Origin of the sequence: Streptomyces sp. NPDC056224 (genome assembly GCF_042267665.1) — a bacterium.
GTDB lineage: Bacteria > Actinomycetota > Actinomycetes > Streptomycetales > Streptomycetaceae > Streptomyces.
The window spans coordinates 1-17,492 of record NZ_JBHJTK010000077.1; the positions used below are offsets into that span (position 1 = coordinate 1).

At 69.5% G+C, this 17,492-nt stretch carries 29 protein-coding genes and 2 pseudogenes; 29 read left to right on the plus strand and 2 right to left on the minus strand.

The window, feature by feature from the left end; genetic code table 11:
* Positions 1-92: pseudogene (locus ACFCZ1_RS37405) on the plus strand (proteasome accessory factor PafA2 family protein); the annotation flags it as partial.
* 683 nt (positions 93-775) lie between these two features.
* On the opposite strand, the gene ACFCZ1_RS37410 reads toward ACFCZ1_RS37405, so the two are convergent.
* On the minus strand, positions 776-1,087 hold the full coding sequence (locus ACFCZ1_RS37410; RefSeq protein WP_375821541.1) for a helix-turn-helix domain-containing protein: 312 nt from the start codon (positions 1,085-1,087) through the stop codon (positions 776-778).
* Between the two features lie 448 nt (positions 1,088-1,535).
* On the opposite strand from ACFCZ1_RS37410, the gene ACFCZ1_RS37415 reads away from it, so the two are divergent.
* The 27 genes and pseudogenes from ACFCZ1_RS37415 (at position 1,536) to ACFCZ1_RS37545 (ending at position 16,524) form a co-directional block, all read left to right on the plus strand.
* Positions 1,536-1,730 (plus strand): hypothetical protein, encoded by a 195-nt coding sequence (locus tag ACFCZ1_RS37415; protein WP_375821542.1) that lies wholly within the window; start codon positions 1,536-1,538, stop codon positions 1,728-1,730.
* A complete protein-coding gene (locus ACFCZ1_RS37420) occupies positions 1,723-2,055 on the plus strand; it encodes a hypothetical protein (RefSeq protein ID WP_375821543.1) in 333 nt (110 codons plus the stop codon). The genes ACFCZ1_RS37415 and ACFCZ1_RS37420 overlap by 8 nt, the downstream gene beginning before the upstream one ends.
* Positions 2,052-2,657, plus strand: a complete 606-nt coding sequence (locus ACFCZ1_RS37425) for a hypothetical protein (RefSeq protein ID WP_375821544.1) — start codon at positions 2,052-2,054, stop codon at positions 2,655-2,657. Before ACFCZ1_RS37420 ends, ACFCZ1_RS37425 begins: the two co-directional genes overlap by 4 nt.
* Positions 2,650-2,937 carry a hypothetical protein gene (locus ACFCZ1_RS37430; protein ID WP_375821545.1) on the plus strand — a complete coding sequence of 96 codons (288 nt, stop codon included), beginning with the start codon at positions 2,650-2,652 and terminating at the stop codon, positions 2,935-2,937. Before ACFCZ1_RS37425 ends, ACFCZ1_RS37430 begins: the two co-directional genes overlap by 8 nt.
* Positions 2,915-3,619, plus strand: a complete 705-nt coding sequence (locus ACFCZ1_RS37435; RefSeq protein ID WP_375821546.1) for a hypothetical protein — start codon at positions 2,915-2,917, stop codon at positions 3,617-3,619. The genes ACFCZ1_RS37430 and ACFCZ1_RS37435 overlap by 23 nt, the downstream gene beginning before the upstream one ends.
* A gap of 91 nt (positions 3,620-3,710) precedes the next feature.
* The gene (locus ACFCZ1_RS37440; protein ID WP_375821547.1) at positions 3,711-4,895 is read left to right on the plus strand and encodes a hypothetical protein; all 1,185 of its coding nucleotides are present in this window, start codon (positions 3,711-3,713) and stop codon (positions 4,893-4,895) included.
* Between the two features lie 174 nt (positions 4,896-5,069).
* Positions 5,070-5,705, plus strand: a complete 636-nt coding sequence (locus ACFCZ1_RS37445) for a hypothetical protein (RefSeq protein ID WP_375821548.1) — start codon at positions 5,070-5,072, stop codon at positions 5,703-5,705.
* Entirely contained in the window at positions 5,705-5,971 is a 267-nt protein-coding gene (locus tag ACFCZ1_RS37450; RefSeq protein ID WP_375821549.1) for a hypothetical protein, read from the plus strand. Before ACFCZ1_RS37445 ends, ACFCZ1_RS37450 begins: the two co-directional genes overlap by 1 nt.
* A gap of 2 nt (positions 5,972-5,973) precedes the next feature.
* Positions 5,974-6,129, plus strand: coding sequence for a hypothetical protein (locus ACFCZ1_RS37455; RefSeq protein ID WP_375821550.1), 156 nt, complete (start codon positions 5,974-5,976; stop codon positions 6,127-6,129).
* Positions 6,130-6,249: 120 nt separating this feature from the next.
* Positions 6,250-7,098 carry a hypothetical protein gene (locus ACFCZ1_RS37460; RefSeq protein WP_375821551.1) on the plus strand — a complete coding sequence of 283 codons (849 nt, stop codon included), beginning with the start codon at positions 6,250-6,252 and terminating at the stop codon, positions 7,096-7,098.
* Entirely contained in the window at positions 7,098-8,114 is a 1,017-nt protein-coding gene (locus tag ACFCZ1_RS37465; RefSeq protein ID WP_375821552.1) for a fibronectin type III domain-containing protein, read from the plus strand. The genes ACFCZ1_RS37460 and ACFCZ1_RS37465 overlap by 1 nt, the downstream gene beginning before the upstream one ends.
* Before the next feature lie 12 nt (positions 8,115-8,126).
* Complete coding sequence (locus tag ACFCZ1_RS37470; RefSeq protein WP_375821553.1) at positions 8,127-8,528, plus strand: hypothetical protein; 402 nt, start codon at positions 8,127-8,129, stop codon at positions 8,526-8,528.
* A 10-nt stretch (positions 8,529-8,538) separates the two neighbouring features.
* The gene (locus tag ACFCZ1_RS37475; RefSeq protein WP_375821554.1) at positions 8,539-9,273 is read left to right on the plus strand and encodes a hypothetical protein; all 735 of its coding nucleotides are present in this window, start codon (positions 8,539-8,541) and stop codon (positions 9,271-9,273) included.
* Positions 9,270-9,659 carry a hypothetical protein gene (locus ACFCZ1_RS37480; RefSeq protein WP_375821555.1) on the plus strand — a complete coding sequence of 130 codons (390 nt, stop codon included), beginning with the start codon at positions 9,270-9,272 and terminating at the stop codon, positions 9,657-9,659. The genes ACFCZ1_RS37475 and ACFCZ1_RS37480 overlap by 4 nt, the downstream gene beginning before the upstream one ends.
* The gene (locus tag ACFCZ1_RS37485) at positions 9,659-10,132 is read left to right on the plus strand and encodes a hypothetical protein (protein ID WP_375821556.1); all 474 of its coding nucleotides are present in this window, start codon (positions 9,659-9,661) and stop codon (positions 10,130-10,132) included. The genes ACFCZ1_RS37480 and ACFCZ1_RS37485 overlap by 1 nt, the downstream gene beginning before the upstream one ends.
* 23 nt (positions 10,133-10,155) lie before the next feature.
* Complete coding sequence (locus ACFCZ1_RS37490) at positions 10,156-10,365, plus strand: hypothetical protein (protein ID WP_375821557.1); 210 nt, start codon at positions 10,156-10,158, stop codon at positions 10,363-10,365.
* Complete coding sequence (locus ACFCZ1_RS37495) at positions 10,362-10,709, plus strand: hypothetical protein (protein WP_375821558.1); 348 nt, start codon at positions 10,362-10,364, stop codon at positions 10,707-10,709. The genes ACFCZ1_RS37490 and ACFCZ1_RS37495 overlap by 4 nt, the downstream gene beginning before the upstream one ends.
* 12 nt (positions 10,710-10,721) lie before the next feature.
* A complete protein-coding gene (locus tag ACFCZ1_RS37500) occupies positions 10,722-11,675 on the plus strand; it encodes a hypothetical protein (RefSeq protein ID WP_375821559.1) in 954 nt (317 codons plus the stop codon).
* Between the two features lie 52 nt (positions 11,676-11,727).
* On the plus strand, positions 11,728-12,108 hold the full coding sequence (locus ACFCZ1_RS37505) for a hypothetical protein (RefSeq protein ID WP_375821560.1): 381 nt from the start codon (positions 11,728-11,730) through the stop codon (positions 12,106-12,108).
* Positions 12,109-12,232: 124 nt separating this feature from the next.
* Complete coding sequence (locus ACFCZ1_RS37510; protein WP_375821561.1) at positions 12,233-12,640, plus strand: hypothetical protein; 408 nt, start codon at positions 12,233-12,235, stop codon at positions 12,638-12,640.
* Positions 12,641-12,657: 17 nt separating this feature from the next.
* Positions 12,658-13,242: pseudogene (locus tag ACFCZ1_RS37515) on the plus strand (N-acetylmuramoyl-L-alanine amidase); the annotation flags it as partial.
* 354 nt (positions 13,243-13,596) lie between these two features.
* Positions 13,597-13,779 carry a hypothetical protein gene (locus ACFCZ1_RS37520; protein ID WP_375821562.1) on the plus strand — a complete coding sequence of 61 codons (183 nt, stop codon included), beginning with the start codon at positions 13,597-13,599 and terminating at the stop codon, positions 13,777-13,779.
* A gap of 33 nt (positions 13,780-13,812) precedes the next feature.
* A complete protein-coding gene (locus ACFCZ1_RS37525) occupies positions 13,813-14,808 on the plus strand; it encodes a hypothetical protein (RefSeq protein WP_375821563.1) in 996 nt (331 codons plus the stop codon).
* The gene (locus ACFCZ1_RS37530) at positions 14,805-15,152 is read left to right on the plus strand and encodes a hypothetical protein (protein ID WP_375821564.1); all 348 of its coding nucleotides are present in this window, start codon (positions 14,805-14,807) and stop codon (positions 15,150-15,152) included. The genes ACFCZ1_RS37525 and ACFCZ1_RS37530 overlap by 4 nt, the downstream gene beginning before the upstream one ends.
* Complete coding sequence (locus ACFCZ1_RS37535; RefSeq protein ID WP_375821565.1) at positions 15,145-15,702, plus strand: hypothetical protein; 558 nt, start codon at positions 15,145-15,147, stop codon at positions 15,700-15,702. The genes ACFCZ1_RS37530 and ACFCZ1_RS37535 overlap by 8 nt, the downstream gene beginning before the upstream one ends.
* Positions 15,703-15,803: 101 nt before the next feature.
* Positions 15,804-16,247 carry a hypothetical protein gene (locus ACFCZ1_RS37540; protein WP_375821566.1) on the plus strand — a complete coding sequence of 148 codons (444 nt, stop codon included), beginning with the start codon at positions 15,804-15,806 and terminating at the stop codon, positions 16,245-16,247.
* A gap of 1 nt (position 16,248) precedes the next feature.
* Entirely contained in the window at positions 16,249-16,524 is a 276-nt protein-coding gene (locus ACFCZ1_RS37545) for a hypothetical protein (protein WP_375821567.1), read from the plus strand.
* 222 nt (positions 16,525-16,746) lie between these two features.
* On the opposite strand, the gene ACFCZ1_RS37550 is transcribed toward ACFCZ1_RS37545, so the two are convergent.
* On the minus strand, positions 16,747-16,917 hold the full coding sequence (locus tag ACFCZ1_RS37550) for a hypothetical protein (RefSeq protein WP_375821568.1): 171 nt from the start codon (positions 16,915-16,917) through the stop codon (positions 16,747-16,749).
* A gap of 77 nt (positions 16,918-16,994) precedes the next feature.
* Here ACFCZ1_RS37550 and ACFCZ1_RS37555 point away from each other — a divergent pair, with 77 nt between their 5' ends.
* Positions 16,995-17,222, plus strand: a complete 228-nt coding sequence (locus tag ACFCZ1_RS37555) for a hypothetical protein (protein ID WP_375877720.1) — start codon at positions 16,995-16,997, stop codon at positions 17,220-17,222.
* The last annotated feature ends 270 nt before the right edge of the window (positions 17,223-17,492 follow it).

A 17,492-nucleotide genomic window follows, 5' to 3' on the forward strand; every position in this document is an offset into this window, starting at 1 on the left:
AGAACTACCTGATGAAGCGGGAGACCCCCTTCTCGGACATCGTGCGCCACCTGACCCCCTTCTTCGTCTCCCGCCTGCTGCTTCGCAGCGCGTGATTGACAATCGCGTCCCGCGATGGTAGCGCCCCGTCCCGGGGCTTTCGCTCGTGCTGATCTCGTACCCCCCACCGGCCGGCGTCTGCACCCCCCAACCCGGCTGAGGTCTAGGGCGGTCGCTACCGCGACCGTACCGGTCCGTCCCGGACCTACTCCCCCAGAGTGCTTGCCCGCTCGCGCGTGTGCGCGGCACCTGGTCCCGGGGGTCGATCGCGCAGGGCTCCAGGCCCACCGTTTGCGTGATCGTCTCGGGAGAGATCGTTGCCGAGTGAAGAGGGTCGGCTGTGCGGCACTCCGTCTAACGGCGTTACACCGGGGATCAGCCGGCGGGCAGTGCACCGAGCTGCCAAGGGTAGGTGCGGGTGCCAGCGCGTCACGTCGTCCCGTCGCGCTGGCGAGCCCGGGGAAGGGCGCCTCTGTGGAGTTGTCCAGGGGTGGTCAGTTGCCGCGGGCCGCCCGGTGCTGGCGTGCGCGAGCGGACGCGGCCGACTCGATCGCGAGCCATGCGGGGATGGCCACGCGGGCAGGCCGAGGTGCCGGCGCAGCAGGAGGCCGCGTCGGCGTGGGGTCTTCGGGGATGGCTGCGGGGTCGGTCAGGCAGGACGCGCAGGAGCCATCGGTGAGTTGTCCGGGGTGGCCGCACGAGGTGCAGCGGGGGCCGCGGTATTCGCGACGGGCGGTCACAGGGCTGCGATGCCGTCGATGGGTCCGGGCATGACCCGTGGCATGGGGAACTCGGTCTGTCCGGGGACGTGGGGTGCGGGGGCCGGCCTACCGGCGGCGTCCGCGCGGTCGTGGGCGTCCTGGTGGCGCTGGTCGCGGTAGGCCAGGTAGTCCTCGCGGAAGATGCGGTACGTGCGCCTGCCCAGCTTCAGGGCGGGGATCTCCCCGTCCGCAATCCAGCGGTAGACAGTCATGGGCGTGACGCGCAGCTCTTCAGCTACCTCGGCTACGGTCATGTACTGCGGGAGGGGGGATGTGGCCTCGGTCACGATATTTTTCTCCGTCCGCCCGGGTAGCGTCTTTCCGCAAGTGTTTGACCTGCGGTTTTGTCCACCTGCGGGCGTTTTTTCGTTCCAGATGGAAATATCTGGTCCGCGAAAATTTCCGCAGGTCAGAGGGCAACCATCCGAATGTGGAGAAAATCTGTAGACGCTAGGCGCAGAAAATGTCGACTCAGAGAGACCGTGCTACTCTTCACGAAGCAGCTCACCCGTGGGGTTGCCGCTGGTCTTTCTTAGGGCGACTTCAACGTCCCAGCGGCTCAAGACCCCTCGACAAGACGGGTTGGGCCGCCGTGACCCCCGGTGAGTGTCGATCACCGGGGGTCAACTTCTTGCCTCACCATACACCGGGCTGCGCGTTTCGGACGATCGCGCCCGTACACAAGTCTGTGACAGACCAGACCTATTGCCCTATGTATGCATGTACATTATCTCCATGAGGAATCCACTTGCGGACAAGCTACTTAGCTTCGAGCAAACTACGGCGGACGTAAGGGACACGAGCAGAAAAATCGGCACCGCTGCGGAGTCTCAGGCCACCCTGAACATCGCACTGACCGCGGTCGCGGTGACCGCGCTCATCGTGGCCGCGCTGCTGGTGCACGACACGCGGGTGAACGGCCATGGCTGACACCCCCCTTGACCCCAAGGCAGAACGGGCGCGCCGCGCGCACGGACACGTGCTGCTCTTCGAAACGGTCAACGGGCCCGAGGCGCACGGTTCCTGGCTGGCCATCAGCTTGTCGGACGGCTCGTGCGACATGAAGGCGTACCCGACCAAGGTGGACGCGACCCGGTTCCAGCTCCACGAGACGCAGTGTGCGTATCTGTGCCTGACCGGCATACCGACGCTCGGGGAGCTGCGCTTGTTCCTCGACACGTGCGAGGACCTCTACGACGCCGGCCTGAAGCTGGCCGACCCCGCGACCTACTTCAACCCGGAGGCACTCCTGTGAGCGCAGACGAGATCTTCGACCCCGAGATCCACGCGGCGGACAAGGACGGAAACCCGACCCTCAACAAGGACGGGAGCTTCCGCAAGAAGCGCAGCGACGCGGGCACGGGCACGAGCGGGGGCGGCAAGCAGCGGCCGGCCTCGAGGTCCCGGAGCACGAAGACGCCGACGGGTCCCGCGCGCGAGAAGTACCGCAAGGCGGTGGACGATGTCCTGGCGCTGCCGGTCGCTGGTCTGTCGATGGCCGATCCGGTGCTCGGGTTCGCGGCGGCCGAGGTGGCGCCGGCGTGGTCGGACGCGCTGGCGGACCTGGCCGTGGAACAGCCGCGGCTCGCGGCCGTGCTGGAGCGCCTCGGGGGCGTGGGTGCGGTCGGCGGCGTGCTCGGGGTCGGCATCATGACCTTCGTCCAGTTCGGTCACCTCCTGGGCAAGGTGCCGCCGCACATCGCGCAGATGATGGGTGCCAAGAGCCGTGAGGACATCGAGCGGATCCTGGACCAGCGCGGGGCCGCGATGGCCAAGCAGCGGCCGGCGCCGACCGAGCCGCCCGTCCAGCACGAGCGCGGCCAGGTCCCCACGCCCCGGGTGATGGCCCATGTCTGACGAGGTGCAGTACGACACCGAGGTGTCGTCCGAGGACGCGTACGAGGCTGCGCTGGTGCGGTGCGGCCGGACTCAGCACGCGCTGGTGCTGGCCGAGGCGCGGATCATCGCGTGGAAGCGCCGGTACTCGGAGCTGCTGAAGGTGTGCGGCGAGTGGGAGTCCGAGGCGCTGAGGCTGCGGGAGCGGTACGGCGTGGGGGAGCTGGGGGGTGGGGATGGCCAGGACCAGGGCGCCGCGGGCGGCACCGAGCCAGAGCGTGAGGCTGATCGAGCGGCGTAGGTTCCTCTCCTCGGTGTGGGAGTACGGCGCGGGTGAGCACGTGTCGTTCATCGGCCCGACCGGTTCGGGCAAGACGCGCCTTGCGCTCCAGCTCCTCGCGCGGTCCGTGTCGGATGACCTGACCGGGTACATCACGGTCATGAAGGCCAAGGACAAGACCGTGGGCGAGTTCCTGGCCCAGCACGACCGCTGGAAGCGCACGCTCACGTTTCCCCCTCCGCCGCGTGCTCCGGGCATGCCCAAGGTGAACGGGTGGGTGGTGTGGCCGCACCACACGAACGATCCGGCGGCCGACGAGATCCGGCACGAGCGGGTGTTCAAGGAGATGCACAAGCGGCTGTACGTCAAGGGGGACAACATCATCTTCGATGATGAGGTGGTGTCCCTGGTCCGGGAGATGGACATGAAGCGGGACCTCACCCGGATCTGGACCAAGGGCCGGTCCCTGGGGTCGGGTCTGTGGGGGGCGACGCAGCGTCCGGCCATGGTGCCGCTGGAGATGTACGACCAGGCGCAACACCTGTTCCTGGCGAACATCAAGGACAAGCGGTCGCAGGACCGGTTCGGGGAGATCGCGGGTGTGGACCCGGACCTGGTGGTGGACGTGGTGCGGCGCCTGCCCAAGTTCCACTGGCTGTACATCCGGCAGGAGGCGGGGCAGATGTGCGTGGTCGGCCCTTGATCTTTCCCATTTGGTTGCCTTAGGCAACCGAATATGTTTCCCTACTTAACAAACTCTGCCCGCTCGGTCGGGCACTGAGGGAGGAACCCACATGACCATGACCGCGACCGAGGCTCCGGCGCAGTCCAAGAACGGCAAGGGCAAGGAGCAGCAGGTTGTTGCCGCTCGCCCGTTCGTCACCGGGACCCGGACCCTGGAGTCCGAGGTCTACACCCAGACCGTCACGCAGAACACCGCCACCCAGACGCTCCAGCCGTACGAGTTCCAGGTGGACGGGTACCTGTCGGGCGCGCTGATCCGCGTCACCGCGACGACCGCGTCCAACGCCGCGACCGTTGCCTTCCAGGCGGACGGGCCGTTCTCGGTCCTCCAGTCGGTGATCGTGGAGGACATCGGCGGCAAGCAGATCATGGGCCCGCTCACCGGGCACCAACTGCGCGTCCTGAACCAGTTCGGCGGGTTCGTCTTCAACGGCGACCCCCGCGCGAACGGCATCTACACCCTGACCGCGGGCGCCGGCGGCACGGGCGGCTCGTACCGTTTCCAGCTCAGGGTGCCGATCCAGGTGCGGCGGCGCGACGCGATGGGCAGTTTGCCCAACCGGAACGCGTCCGCGACGTTCAAGCTGAAGATCACGATCAACGCGATCAACCAGGTCTACAGCACGGCGCCGACGAACGCGGCCTCCGTCAACGTCCAGGTGCAGCAGCGCGGTTGGGCCACCTCGGACAACCGCGACTACAAGGGCAACGGGGTCTCCCCGACCCCGAACGGCGTCGGGTCGATCCTGTACACCGACGTGGAGACGATCCAGCTCAGCGCGGGCGCCTACAACCAGCGCATGGCCACGTTCGGCGGCCTCCTGCGCGTGCTCATCTTCGAGCTGCGCGACGCGGCCGGTTCCCGCGCGCAGGGTGAGGCGGACTTCCCCTCCCTGTGGGAGACGGAGATCGACAAGGTCAAGGTCTACTCCCGCTCCCCGCTCACGTGGGAGTCGGAGATGAGCGAGGACTACGGGCTGACCGCGGACGCGGACGGCAACACGGCCGCGGCCAAGAACTCGAAGCCCGACGGTGTGTACGTCCTCCACTGGCTGGACGACTTCGGTCTCCAGCCGGGTGCCGAGAACGGGTTCCGGTACCAGCCGATCACCCCGTCCACGGCCGTCCAGCTCTCCGGGGTCATCGGCGGATCGGGTGCGCACACCCTGACGATCACCAAGAACTACATGAGCCCGGTGGGGGACGACCCCCGTCAGCTCACCGGTGGCCGGTAGCACCAGGCCCACGGCCAGGGCGCGCGCGTCCTGGCCCCCTCACCCCGTCTGACCTGGACGAAAGGAAAAAGGATCATGAATCTTCTGATGCCGGACCTCGGCAAGCTCGTGTACCTGGCCATCGGCACGTTCTTCGGCGGCAAGCTGCTCGCCAAGGTCAAGGGCTGATCCGTCGTGGCGCAGAGCGGCGGGCAGATCTCCAGTCTCCACCTGGCCATCGCGGCCGGCGGTGGGGTGCTGCTGTATGCCGCCCTGCGGGACGTCTCGCCCCTCCAGGCCCTCAAGGACGTGACCTCCGGTGCTCCGCCGGCGGTGTCCACCGAGGGCAAGGTGATCACGGGCTCGGGTGGTGAGGCGGACCCGAACTACGTGCCCGGCGGGTACGGCACGACGGACTGGAAGGGCGTCTACAAGAAGTCCAAGATGCCCAAGGCCCTCCAGAAGCCGTCCACGCTCGTGACCGCGGCCAGCGTCTCCCACGGCAACGAGAAGTACTCGCAGGACGAGCGCTGGAAGAAGGGCTACTCCGACTGCGCGTCGTTCGTCGGCAAGAGCCTGCTGGACATCGGGATCGAGCCGCCCGGTGGGTCGACCACCGGCGCCTATCTGGCCTCGGGCCAGTGGGTGAAGGTGGGCAGCCCGCGCATGGGGGACATCGCGGTCAACGCCCGTCACATGGTGCTCTGCACCGACGGTTCCAACGGGATCGGCATGCAGAACAAGCGCCGCAACGTGCAGAGAGACACGCTGGACAACCTCATGGCCAACACCGGGAAGTACGAGATCCGCCGCTACCGGGGGTGGGCGTGATGGCGGCCTCCACCGGGCCCGTGCTCGCGATCGGCGCGATCACGGTCGCCAACCGAACGATCTTCAACGACGAGGCCATGGACTGGAAGGTGCCCATCGGCACCGCCATCGCGGCCGTCCTGTTCGCGGGTGCGGAGCGGGTGGTGGGCAGGGGTGCGGTGCACGTCGCGTACTTGGCCCTGATCACGGTGGTCCTGGCCCGCGTCGACCCCAAGGTCCCAAGCCCCTCGGAGTCTGCACTCCGATGGTTCAACGAAAGGAATTGATCATGACCACCGTCGAGCGGGTGGCCATGGGGATCATCGGCGTGGCCATGGCCACGACGCTGATCCTCCCGGGCCGCCAGACCTCGAAGGTGATCGACTCCGTCAACTACCTGTTCCGCGGGTCCCTGGCTACGGCCATGGCCTCGCCCAAGAGGTGACGGCATGTCGACCAACCTTCGCAACGCAGTGATCTTCGGTGCCGGACTCGCGGTCGGCATGGCCATCGGTAACGCCATGCTGTCGTGGGGCAAGCGTACTCTGAGCTGAGGGAGGGGCCCATGGCCCGCTACTCCGGGAACCTCCTGCGCCTCAACGCGCCGGGCGAACCCAAGATCGCGCCGGGCGAACCGGACCCGGCGCACACCAACCCGTCCGGCCCTGAGGGAGTGCCCGACTTCCGCGCCGACGAGATCAGCGTCTCTCCGGAGATGGGAGCGGAGTACGCCGGCCTCACCCTGGAGGACGGCATCCCGCGCGCCATCGTGGTGGGTCAGCCCTCTCTCGGCTGGAACGCACCCTCCTTGTCCTCGACCCCGGTGGGGTCGGGCGGCACCCCGGCGGGCAGTGCGCCGGCCTGGTCCCAGGGGAATCCGCACAACGCGGACGTCGACACCTCCTGGGCCCGGGCGGCGCGCGGCTCGATCGCGGGCAGTCCGCACGTGGGCGGGGTGGCGGGTGTGCACTCCAGCGGGGACGACACCCTGCCGTACCGGCAGGCGAACCCCGTCGGTGTGGAGGGATCGTCCTTCCTGGAGCGGCTGGTGGGCTTCCCCCGCCAGATCTGGGGGGAGCCGTCGGGCGCCGGGGTGGACAAGTTCATCGCGGGCACCAACAGCTACGCGGCGAACAACCCGGACGGGGACCAGTACGCGGAAGGCCGCGGCGGTGCTCGGGTCCACTACGGGTTCGAGAGCCCGTACTTCGTGAACCAGCCGATGTTCATCGACAAGCCGGCGCAGTTCTATGACCGGCAGACCGCACCGGTCACGGCCCGGGATCCGCTGGTGGGCGGCCGGTACTACAACACCCCGGTCATGGGCCAGCTCGCCGCGAACACGTGGCTGTCGGAGCTGGGCGAGTCGGTCACGCCGACCGGCTACGGGGTGCCCGTGGACGGGGCCATCTGATGCCCGAGGGGGAGTTCATGGGCGGCACGGTGGACGTGCCGGGCGCCGGGAAGATCAAGAAGAAGTACATCTACATCCCGGCGGGCATCGCGGCGGCCTACGTCGCCTACCGCTGGTACGTGGCCTCGCAGGAGGCGCCCGTGGACCCGGGCGCGGACGGCATGTACACCAGCGACGACCTGTCCGAGTACGGGCTGTCCACCTCGGGCGGGGCGACCGAGGTCACCGGGAACAACGGCAGCACGGTGACGGACGGCACCAACCCGAACGCGATCGACGACAACGCCGAGTGGTCGCAGCGCGCGACCGAGCTGCTCACGAACATGGGCTACGACCCTCAGACCGTGGGCAACGCGCTCGGGGAGTTCCTGGCCCGCCGCGCGCTGGACAAGACCGAGGCGGGGATCGCGCGGGCCGCTCTGGCGCAGGTGGGACAGCCCCCGATCGGCGGGCCGTACTCCGTCCAGGAGGAGGCCGCGGTGGGCTCGGGCACCCTGCCGGGCCCGACCAACGTGCGGGCGTGGGGTACGCACTCGGACACGCAGATCGGTGTGCAGTGGGACAAGGTCACCGGGGCCGACTACTACCGGATCTACCAGACCGGGAACACGGAGCCGGTCGGCACGTCGCAGGACACGTTCTGGCAGGGCCGCAACCTGGTCCCCAACCGGTCCTACACCTACTACGTCCGCGCGGTGAACTCGGTCGGCAAGATCGGCAGCAACAGTTCGAACTTCACCGTCAAGACCAAGGCGACCGCGCTCGCCAAGCCGGGCGGCCTGAAGTCGTCCGCGGTCACCCGCAGCAGCTTCCGCGTGAGCTGCACCGCGGTGCGCGGCGCGCAGTTCTACCGCTGGTACGTCAACGGCAAGCCCGAGGGCGCGAGCGACAGCCCGTACCGGGACTTCACCGGGCGTCGCGCGAACACGTCGTACCGGGTGCAGGTCGCGGCCGACACGTCCGGCCAGAACCCCGGCCCCATGTCCGGGGCACTCACCGTCAAGACCAAGAAGTAGGAGGAGGGCGACATGTCGATGAAGCCTGATGCAGAGATTTCGATCGCTCTCGCCACGGGAGTGATGGCCTACGGCGCGTACCAGATGGCGCTGCCGCCGGTGGCCGACATCCGGTCGCTGGAGCCGAACAACAAGGACGTGCAGTCCTCGGAGCGGGTGGCCGCGTGGACCGCGGCCGGTCTCGTCTCCCTGGTCGCGCTGCTCACCAAGAGCCCGGCCGTGTTCACCCTCGGGGGGTCGGTGGTGGTGGCCGCGTCCTGGACCACGCGCCATGCGGACAAGGTGGACTCCCTCTCGGGCAAGGCCGCCTCCCTGATCCCGGCGCCGGCCAAGGGCCCGGAGGGTGTGGTGGGCGACCAGGTCGCCAGCGTGCAGCAGCTCCCGACGACGCCGGTCTACGGCGTAGCGGTCTGAGGCGGACGCGGTGGCGGACAAGTACGGCATCCCCCCGGGCGGGGATGCCTACCCCGGCAAGGTCAAGTACTTCCAGGACAACAAGGCTGAGCTGGAAGACGTCGGCATTGCCGTGGCGGTGGCCGAGGGAGGGTGGCCCGAGGACAAGATCGCCGAGGCTGTCTCGGTGGTCATCGCGGAGTCGGGCCGCCACCCGTTCATCTACAACACCTACAAACAGGGCCATTTCGGTCTGTTCCAGATCAGCCGGAGTGCGTGGCCGGACTTCTTTGCCGGGGGCAAGGAGGACTGGACGGTTCCCACCCGGTCCGCGCAGTACGGCTACAAGATCTACAAGCAGCAGGGGTGGGGGGCGTGGCAGGCGTCCCGGCTCACCCACCTTGCGCGCGGCAAGAAGGCCGCGGCCGACCTCAAGAAGCTCTCCGCGGACAAGCGGGCGGAGTACGCGAAGGTGGTCGGCAAGCCGCTCGGGACGATCGCGGACACCCTCCCGGACAGCGGCATCGGTGACGCTCTGGACGACGCGCTCACCCCCGAATGGGCGGATGACGCGGTGGCGGTGCTCAAGGACGCGTACGAGTCGCTGACGACGCCGGCGTTCTGGATGCGGGTGGCGTACGGCGCCGCCGGCGTCGTCCTCATCGCGGGCGGCCTCTTCCTCATGGTGAAGAACACGGTGGTCACCGGGGCGGTCAAGCAGGTGGCCAAGGCAGTGCCCAAGGGCACGGGAGGGGCGAAGAAATGAACATCACTCCGGACCCGGACGAGATCGTCCAGGAGGAGGCCGAGCCGTACGAGACGCGGCCGGTTGCGGTGTCCGTGTGCGGTCCGACCGAGGTGCGGGAGCTGCCCGCGTCCGGGTACCCCGGCTACAAGACGGACACGGCCACGGCCGCGGTGGCCGTGCGGGTGCTCGCGCTGGAGCCGCGCCGCCAGTACGCGACGCTGATCGCGCAGGATCAGGACGTGTGGATCTCCAGCACGCAGGCCGGTGCGCAGTCGGGGGCCGCGGGCGCGATGCGCATTCCGGCCGTCCTGCCCTACGTCGTGCGGCACACCCATGAGCTGTGGGTGTGCGCGGTCACCGGCAGCACGGCCGTGGGTGTCGAGTCCGTCTACTGGAGCCAGTGATGCCCTCTCCCACCTACGTGCCGCTCATCCGCACCGGCGTCGATGTCGAGTTCGCCGACGTGGCCGTGACCGGCGCCCTCGATGTGACCGGGGCCGCCACGGTCGGCGGGAACCTCACCGTTGCCGGGTACACCGCCCTGGAGGCGGGGCAGGCCGACGCGCAGTTCACCCTCTGGTCCGGGGACAAGGACACCCTCCGCATCGGCACCGCCGGCGGGGGCCTGGCCGTGGCCGAGGGCGCCGGCGCCACCAGCGGCGTGGCCACCCTGGTGGCGGGTGCGGTCACGGTGGCCACCAACAAGGTGGCCGCGAACTCCCGGATCCAGTGCACCGTCCAGTCCCTCGGAACGGTCACCACACCCAAGGCTGTCGGGGTCACCGCCCGGGTGGCCGGCACGTCGTTCACCATCACGTCCGCGGACGCGACGGACACGTCCGTCGTGGCCTGGTTCATCATCTCGCCCACGGCCTGAGCCGTCCTACAGAAGGGGGACCCATGTCCCCGCAGCAGCAGAGAGACCCGGTCCTGGCGCAGCTCGCCACGCTCCAGACCAAGGTGGACGGACTCCGCCGGGAGGTGAAGACGATCGCGGTCACGCAGGACCAGCACGCCAGGAAGATCCAATGGATGAGCGCGGTGGCCCTCCTGGCGGTGGGGGCGATAGGCGGGCCGGACGCCGTGGCCGCGCTCACGGGAGCGGCATGACGACGCCGGCGCCTCAAGTGCTGGACGCGTCCGGGTCGGTGACCCTGGACGCGTCCGGCCACGGCGTGGTCCAGCTGGCCCCTGAGTCGTTCCGGACCTGGCTGGTGACCACCATCAACGTGGCCACGTCGCAGGACCCCACGCAGACCCCCGTCCCGCAGGTGCGGGTGTTCCTGGGGGGCGTTGGCGGACAGCGGGTCGCGCAGTCCTGGATGGGCAACCAGTCGACCGCTACGGGGTCGACGCTGGTGCAGCCCTCCCAGCCGCTCGTGATCGAGTGGGTCAACGGGGTCCCGGGCTCGGTGGCCACGGCGTGGCTGTACGGCACCATGACAATGCGGTAGAGGGGGAGAGTCGTGCAGTTCCAGGACGAACTTGCGGGCGGGATCGTGCTGATCCGGCCCGCGTTGCAGTCTCCGGACTTCCAGCCGGGCACGTCCGGCTGGTGCGTGCGGATCGACGGATCGGCGGAGTTCAACGACATCACGGTGCGCGGGACCCTGGAGTCCGCGAACTACGTGCCCGGGGTGTCCGGCTGGCACCTCGACCAGAACGGGTCAGCGGAGTTCAACGACATCACGATCCGCGGCGGCACGTCGCTCGGGGGTGAGGCGTTCTACTACGACGGCACCCCGGGCCCCGGGACGCTGGTCCTGGCCATCGCAGCAGCGGCCGGCACCGACCCCTACGGCAACGCCTACGAGGACGGGGTGACCGTGCTCGGGTCGACCGGCACGGTCAACATCAACACAGACACGGGTGTCGTCTGGTCCAACAACCTCGGGTCCCTGATCGAGATCATTGCGGGCGGGGCACAGGCCCTCCAGCAGCTCCGGCCCGCGACCGTTCCCGGGGTCACGTGGGCGGACGCTGCCCTGGGGACGAACCTGACCTCCACCCACGGCGCCGACACCCCGTCCCTGTTCCTCCAGTCCCCCAGCACGACCGTGAACACGGCCAAGTCGAGCATCCGGCTGCACGGCGGATCCCCGACCGTCAACGCCAACCGGATTGAGGCCGTCACCCAGGTGTTCGAGATCACCGGTTCGGTGACCGCGGCCAACCTCCAGGGCGGGCAGGCGTCCACCGCGGCACCCGGCGCCGGAGGCGGGGTCACGTCCGTCAACGTCGTGTTCCCGACTCCGTTCCCCAGCACGCCCGCGGTGACGATCGACCCCCGGTCCGCGGCCGACCCCTCCGGCACGGTGATTCGTGGCTATGTCGACAGCGTGACCACAACCGGTTTCACCATCCGCGCGTACCGCTCCACGAACGCGCTCACCAACTGGTCATGGATCGCTTACGCCTGACCTAGTGCACACCGCGTAGACAGGATGCACGCACATGAGTAGGGTCCCGGCCATGGCAACCGAGCCGCAGTACAAGAGCATCCGCGTGTCCGTGGACACGCACCAACGCGTGCACGACCTGGCCGCGCGGCTGGGCAAGAGCGCGGATGAGACCCTGCAATTCCTGCTGGGCGACCACACCGTCCGCATCCCCGCCGGGCCCGTGCTCCAGGACCGTTGGGAGGAGGGCGCACGCAAGGCCGGCCTGCCCCTGGCGGAGTTCGTCGTGGTGTGCGTGGAGGGCTCCATGACGTACGGCGCGCCCCCGTCCGGTCTTCAACTGGTGTTCGAGCACGTACAGGCGCTCACCCGGGCCGCGGGCGTCAAGCCGATCCCTGTCAACGTGAAGCCCACACGGCCCCCCGGCCCGTCCACACGGCGTGCACACCCGTGATCCGGCGCGCGCTCACGGCCGTCCTCGCGGTGGCCAGCACGGCCGTGCTGGTCTACCTCGGGGGCGCCGCCCTCACCCCGGCGCCCTGTGCGCCCCCGACCGATCTGCACCAGGAAAGGACGCCATGACCACCAAGAGCGACGGCACCGAGAACCCCCCGGGCACCGAGGCCGCGACCGAGGTCAAGGAGGAGGCCGCCGAGGTCAAGGAGGAGATCAAGGACACCAAGGAGGAGGCCGCCGAGGCACGCAAGGAGGGGGACACCGACCGGGCGGACCGCCTGGAGGCCAAGGTGACCGGCCTGGAGGGGAAGCTGGACACCCTCCTGGGCAAGATCGATTCCCTGATCAGCCGCCCGTTCCACCCCGCGCCCCAGGAGCGCGCCGACGACGCCGGCGCCACCGAGAGCACGGACAAGAAGGGGGCCGGCGCCGAGTCCATCGACACCTCTGCGGCGGCCGACGACACCCCCAAGCCGCGCCGCCGTACCGCGTCGCGCGGCTGGTTCGGCTCCCGCGTGGACGAGGACTGATCACCATGGCCGATCCGATGAGCTACCCGGAGTTCGCCAAGGCACTGCGGGCCGAGGGCCTGACCGTGGTCGAGGTCAAGACCGAGGGGAAGTCCCCCGCCAGCCACAACCGCAACCACAAGGGGCCCTGGGGGCCCGTGAACGGTGTGATGATCCACCACACCGTGACCAAGGGCAGCGCCAAGACCGTGGAGATCTGCCGCAAGGGCTACGAGGGTCTACCCGGGCCGCTCTGCCACGGCGTGATCACCAAGGACGGCAAGGTGCACCTGGTGGGCTACGGCCGCGCCAACCATGCCGGGCTCGGGGACGACGATGTGCTGCGCGCGGTCGTCGCAGAGACGGCACTGCCCGCGGACAACGAGGCGAACACCGACGGCAACCGGCGCTTCTACGGGTTCGAGTGCGAGAACCTCGGGGACGGCAAGGACCCGTGGCCCGCGGTGCAGCTCGAAGCGATCGAGCGGGCCGCCGCCGCGGTGTGCCGGCACCACGGGTGGAACGAGGGCTCCGTGATCGGGCACCTTGAGTGGCAGCCGGGCAAGATCGACCCCCGCGGGTTCACCATGGCGTCCATGCGCGCCCGGGTGAAGACCCGGCTCACGGGCAAGCCCAAGCCGCCGGCGGACCCCAAGCCCAAGCCCCCGGCCACCAAGCCGCCCGTCGCGACCAGGCCGCCCGGGCTCAAGGACGTGCAGCAGGACGCGCGGCTGGCCCGCCTGGAGGCCGAGGTGGATGCCCTCCAGGCGGATCGGGGGAAGTAGTCGCAACCGTCCCCGTATGGGGGTACGGTGCCGGTACGTCACATCGGTTCCCCCTCCCGCCCGTTGAGGGAACCACCCCGGCCCCCCGCGCCGCCCGAGTTGCTGTACCCCCTGTCAACTCGGTCTGGAGCGGGGGGTTTCGCGTCCCCCGGCCCCTACCAAGACCAGTGAAAACCTGTTAGGTTTATGCGCATGGCCCGCCCTTTCAAAGATCCGGCCGAACGGCTGGACCACCCCATCACGTGCCTGTTCACCGCACAGGAAAAGGCACAGATCGAGCGGACCGCGCAGCGCTTCGGCATCTCCAAGGCCGCCGCCGTACGACTCCTCGTACGCGTCGCTCTGGAGTCCGAAACACCCATCACTCCCAAGTGACCCGAAAGAGGCAGACCTGTGATCGACACTCACATGTCACCCGAACCCAACGACGACGACCAGCCGCCGATGTTCCCGGCCCTCTCCATCCTGGAACGCCAGACCCCCCCCGCCCGTTACGGCCGTGAGCCGTTCTGGCGGGCGCCGGTCACCCCCCCGTCCCGGGACGTCTACATCCCGCACTGGAACTGGATCGGCATCCACGAGATCCCCGCCGACCGCGAGGCCCTCACCCTGGACGCGAACGGCGCCTACCTGGCCGCGATCGGCGCGGTGCAGGTGGCGCACTCCCACCTCAAGGAGACCGGCGGCATCCACCACGGGGAGTACCCCTCCCCCCGCCAGGTGCTCCCCGGGTACTACCGCGTCCGCACGCCGTACTGGGCGTTCTCGGGCACGATCGTCTCGCCCCTGGGGGATTCCTCCCGCACCGAGACGGAAGAGTCCCTGTGGGTGGCCCACCCCACGCTCCAGCTCATGTTGGAGCTGCACGAGCAGGGCGCGCTCGCGGACGTGGTGATCTACGACTCCTGGACCAGCGACGTGCGCACCGACTTCCGCGACTGGTCCGCCACGCTGCGGGAGCTGCGCCTGACCCGTCTCGACGCGATCGACCAGGCGCAGACCGACGCCACCCGCAAGGCGGCCGAGGACCAGTACGACGCGTTCAAGGAGGGCTACTCCGCCGCCCTGTCGATGATGCTCACGGGCGAGAAGTGCCGCACCCGGCGCCCCGACTGGAATCACGCCGTTCTCGCGCACGCGTCCGCCGCGATGTGGCGCAAGGCGTGGCGCTGGACCGAGACCGGCCGGCCCCTCATCTCCATGGGTGCCACCGACGAGATCACCGTGATCGGCGCGGACCTCCCCGAGGTCATGAGCAAGCCCAAGCCCCCCTTCAAGTACGACCCGACCGGACGCCAGCTCGGTGCCCTCAAGCCCAAGCCGAACGCCGCCCCGGTCCGCACCGACCAGCGCGCGCAGGACGTGCCCATGGTCCTGGACACCGACGGGGACGACATCCTGTGACCGTCCTCCTCCTGGCCCTGGCCGCCGTAGCCACCTCGGTGGCCGCGGCGGTCGCGGCCGTCCAGTCACGCGCCGCCACCCGCAGACTGCGCGCCCTGGTCCGCCAGCAGGCCGCCCGCAGCGCACAGGCCGCCACCGACCGCGCCTTCGTCATATGGGCCAACTGGACCATGCTCACGGTCACCGACCGGGACGGCATGATCCAGGCCGCCACTCTCCGCCAGCTCTACACCACCGGCTACTGGGACCGCATCTGGGACAACCCCGTCGCAGTCGCGCTCTGGCACGGAGACCCCGACACCCTGACCGCCTACGCCGACGACGAGGGGAGCGACCGTGCCTGACCTTGCCGCAGCTCTAGATGCCGCCCTCAGCGCACGCTACCCCCGCAACGAGGTACGCACCCCCATCACGCAGCGCCGCGGCCTCCAGGCGCGCATGAACCAGTTGGAGAACCTGTTCACGCCCAAGAAGGGGGACACGGACCGGCGCAGCGCCATAACGCGCGCGGCCGAGGCCGCCGGCATCCCGGTGCGCACCTGGCGCGACTGGCGCGCGGGCAAGGGCCAGTCCGCCCGCAACCTCCGCAAGCTGGAGACGGCACACAACCGGTTGATCACCATCCCCCGCTTCAGGCAGCGCGTGAACAGCACCCCCGCACCCAACCGGGTCAGCGTCACCGCGTCGATCAACTGGAACGGCTACAAGAACCGCACCGAGCACCGGTCGACCACCCTGGAAGGCATGCGACGCGTCATGGTCGCAGTCATCCGCGCGTGGACCACCGCCGGACCCGAGGCCGCCGCAGACACCCTCCAGCGCGGCGCCGCATCGGCCTACAACACCCAGAGCATCGCATTCGAGGGAAACGACGTAGAGGTGGACTTCCCGTGACAGACCGACCCACAGAACCCCACTGCTCTGCCCCCGGGTGCGGGCGCCCCGAGGAGCCCGACCACCTCGGACTCCGCCAGGGCCACCGATTCCGCCAGGTCATGGAAGTGCAGCCGCTCGCGGCCGATGCCACCATGCCCCGCATCGACATGCAGGCCCCCTACTGCTACGCCGCCTACCGCTTCGACCAGACGCCCCCCGAGATGATCTCCTGGGGATCCTGGGACGAAGCCCCCGGCCCGTTCGTGGAGGCGTACCACGCGGCCACCCACCAGGTGAGCTACATCCGCGTGCAGCACCAGTACTACGGGCCCATGAAGGTGAGCATCTGGCAGCGCCGCGCCGATGAGCACTACTCCCAGGCACCGCCGGCCGACGCGTACGCGCTGTACGTCGGCGACCCCAACGACACCATGCGCGCCGAACTGGCGGCACTCCGGGAACGCGCGGACAAGGGCTGCACCCACCCCGCCGGCGAACCGTGCTTCGGCAAGCCGCGCCCCGTCGACGGACCCGGCTGCACACCGACCATCGTGGAGGACTGACATGCCCAAGGAACGCTCCAGCGAGAAGAAGGCCGCGCGCCAGCTGGCCGCCGCCCGCGGCATCCCGTACACCGCAGCACTGCGCCTGCTGCGAGAGCAGCGGGACACCCCGCTCCCCGTGCCCACGGAGGCCGACCTCCTGACCGCCCTACGCGGCAAGGTGGCCGACGACGACCCCCCGCCGGCCGTCGTGCCCACCGAGGAAGAGCCCCCCGGCGCCTACTGCGCCTGTGCCGACCCGGCCTGCCCCACCGCCGACGGGCAGTACTCGCACTGAACATGGAGAGGCCCCGGGGCCGCACAGCCCCGGGGCCTCAAGTGGAGGACCGCGAAAGGCCCTTCACTCCCACGGGTGATCGTACATGACGGGACCCCCGACCTTTGCCCAAAGGTCGGGGGTCCCGTCTCGTAGAACGGCCCCCGACTGGTGAACGTCAGTCGAGGGCCGTCGTGGCGTCCGGCTCAAGGGCGCCCCATCTGCCCGCGCAGCGTACCGCGCTCAGGCCGCCGGCGTCTGGCCCTTGCCCGACTCCTTGGAGCCGTCGTCCTGCTTGCTCGTGGGCACCTTGCGCGCCGGAGTCGTCCCCAGCACCTTGCGCGCCGCGGCCTCCAGGGAGGTCCCCTCCTCCTCCGCCAGAGCCTCCGCCTGCCGCTTCTGCCACTTGTCCATGATGACCTCCGTGTGTCGACCGGATGGTGTGATGAGCCCTCAGGGTACCGGTCACATCGGCCGGTACGCTGGCGCGCGTGGGATATCAGGCTGAGGGTCTACACGTCACGGTGCGGCTTGACCGGCACGCGGGGGAGCGGCAGGCGCTGCACAACGCGCTGTGGTGCGAACTCCAGTGGAGGGTGGAGGGGATCACCATGGAGGGGAAGTACGACACCATCAACGCGGACCAGATGCTGCACGACTGCCAGCTGACTCAGGATGAGTGCGACGCGGTTCGGGCCCGGGTGCGCGCCGACGGCTAGGCCGCGCAGCGGGCCGGCCCCCGCTCGGGGAGCGCAGCGGACCGAGCCCCGGCGCGGGACGCGCCGGCACCCGCCGCGCAGCGGCGGCCGGTCCCCGGGACGGGGACCCATGGCGCGGGACGCGCCATAGCACGCGCGGGACGCGCGTGTCAATCACGCGGGAGCGAAGCGACCAGGCGGGAGCGGCGGGGACGGCGCCCTGCTGTGGGCGAGCGTCGCGGACAAACGCGTCACCTTCCAGGGCTCGTTCGTCCTGGCACCCCTGAGTCA

Excerpts from the sequence above, each read along its gene's own strand:
- ACFCZ1_RS37420 (WP_375821543.1), top strand. The coding sequence starts at position 1,723 with ATGGCTGACACCCCCCTTGACCCCAAGGCAGAACGGGCGCGCCGCGCG.
- ACFCZ1_RS37455 (WP_375821550.1), top strand. The coding sequence starts at position 5,974 with ATGACCACCGTCGAGCGGGTGGCCATGGGGATCATCGGCGTGGCCATG.
- ACFCZ1_RS37510 (WP_375821561.1), top strand. The coding sequence starts at position 12,233 with ATGACCACCAAGAGCGACGGCACCGAGAACCCCCCGGGCACCGAGGCC.
- ACFCZ1_RS37465 (WP_375821552.1), top strand. The coding sequence starts at position 7,098 with ATGCCCGAGGGGGAGTTCATGGGCGGCACGGTGGACGTGCCGGGCGCC.
- ACFCZ1_RS37460 (WP_375821551.1), top strand. The coding sequence starts at position 6,250 with ATGGCCCGCTACTCCGGGAACCTCCTGCGCCTCAACGCGCCGGGCGAA.
- ACFCZ1_RS37440 (WP_375821547.1), top strand. The coding sequence starts at position 3,711 with ATGACCATGACCGCGACCGAGGCTCCGGCGCAGTCCAAGAACGGCAAG.
- ACFCZ1_RS37495 (WP_375821558.1), top strand. The coding sequence starts at position 10,362 with ATGACGACGCCGGCGCCTCAAGTGCTGGACGCGTCCGGGTCGGTGACC.
- ACFCZ1_RS37430 (WP_375821545.1), top strand. The coding sequence starts at position 2,650 with ATGTCTGACGAGGTGCAGTACGACACCGAGGTGTCGTCCGAGGACGCG.
- ACFCZ1_RS37520 (WP_375821562.1), top strand. The coding sequence starts at position 13,597 with ATGGCCCGCCCTTTCAAAGATCCGGCCGAACGGCTGGACCACCCCATC.
- ACFCZ1_RS37545 (WP_375821567.1), top strand. The coding sequence starts at position 16,249 with ATGCCCAAGGAACGCTCCAGCGAGAAGAAGGCCGCGCGCCAGCTGGCC.
- ACFCZ1_RS37485 (WP_375821556.1), top strand. The coding sequence starts at position 9,659 with ATGCCCTCTCCCACCTACGTGCCGCTCATCCGCACCGGCGTCGATGTC.
- ACFCZ1_RS37550 (WP_375821568.1), bottom strand. The coding sequence starts at position 16,917 with ATGGACAAGTGGCAGAAGCGGCAGGCGGAGGCTCTGGCGGAGGAGGAG.
- ACFCZ1_RS37505 (WP_375821560.1), top strand. The coding sequence starts at position 11,728 with ATGGCAACCGAGCCGCAGTACAAGAGCATCCGCGTGTCCGTGGACACG.
- ACFCZ1_RS37490 (WP_375821557.1), top strand. The coding sequence starts at position 10,156 with ATGTCCCCGCAGCAGCAGAGAGACCCGGTCCTGGCGCAGCTCGCCACG.
- ACFCZ1_RS37480 (WP_375821555.1), top strand. The coding sequence starts at position 9,270 with ATGAACATCACTCCGGACCCGGACGAGATCGTCCAGGAGGAGGCCGAG.
- ACFCZ1_RS37415 (WP_375821542.1), top strand. The coding sequence starts at position 1,536 with ATGAGGAATCCACTTGCGGACAAGCTACTTAGCTTCGAGCAAACTACG.
- ACFCZ1_RS37450 (WP_375821549.1), top strand. The coding sequence starts at position 5,705 with ATGGCGGCCTCCACCGGGCCCGTGCTCGCGATCGGCGCGATCACGGTC.
- ACFCZ1_RS37470 (WP_375821553.1), top strand. The coding sequence starts at position 8,127 with ATGTCGATGAAGCCTGATGCAGAGATTTCGATCGCTCTCGCCACGGGA.
- ACFCZ1_RS37540 (WP_375821566.1), top strand. The coding sequence starts at position 15,804 with ATGGAAGTGCAGCCGCTCGCGGCCGATGCCACCATGCCCCGCATCGAC.
- ACFCZ1_RS37525 (WP_375821563.1), top strand. The coding sequence starts at position 13,813 with ATGTCACCCGAACCCAACGACGACGACCAGCCGCCGATGTTCCCGGCC.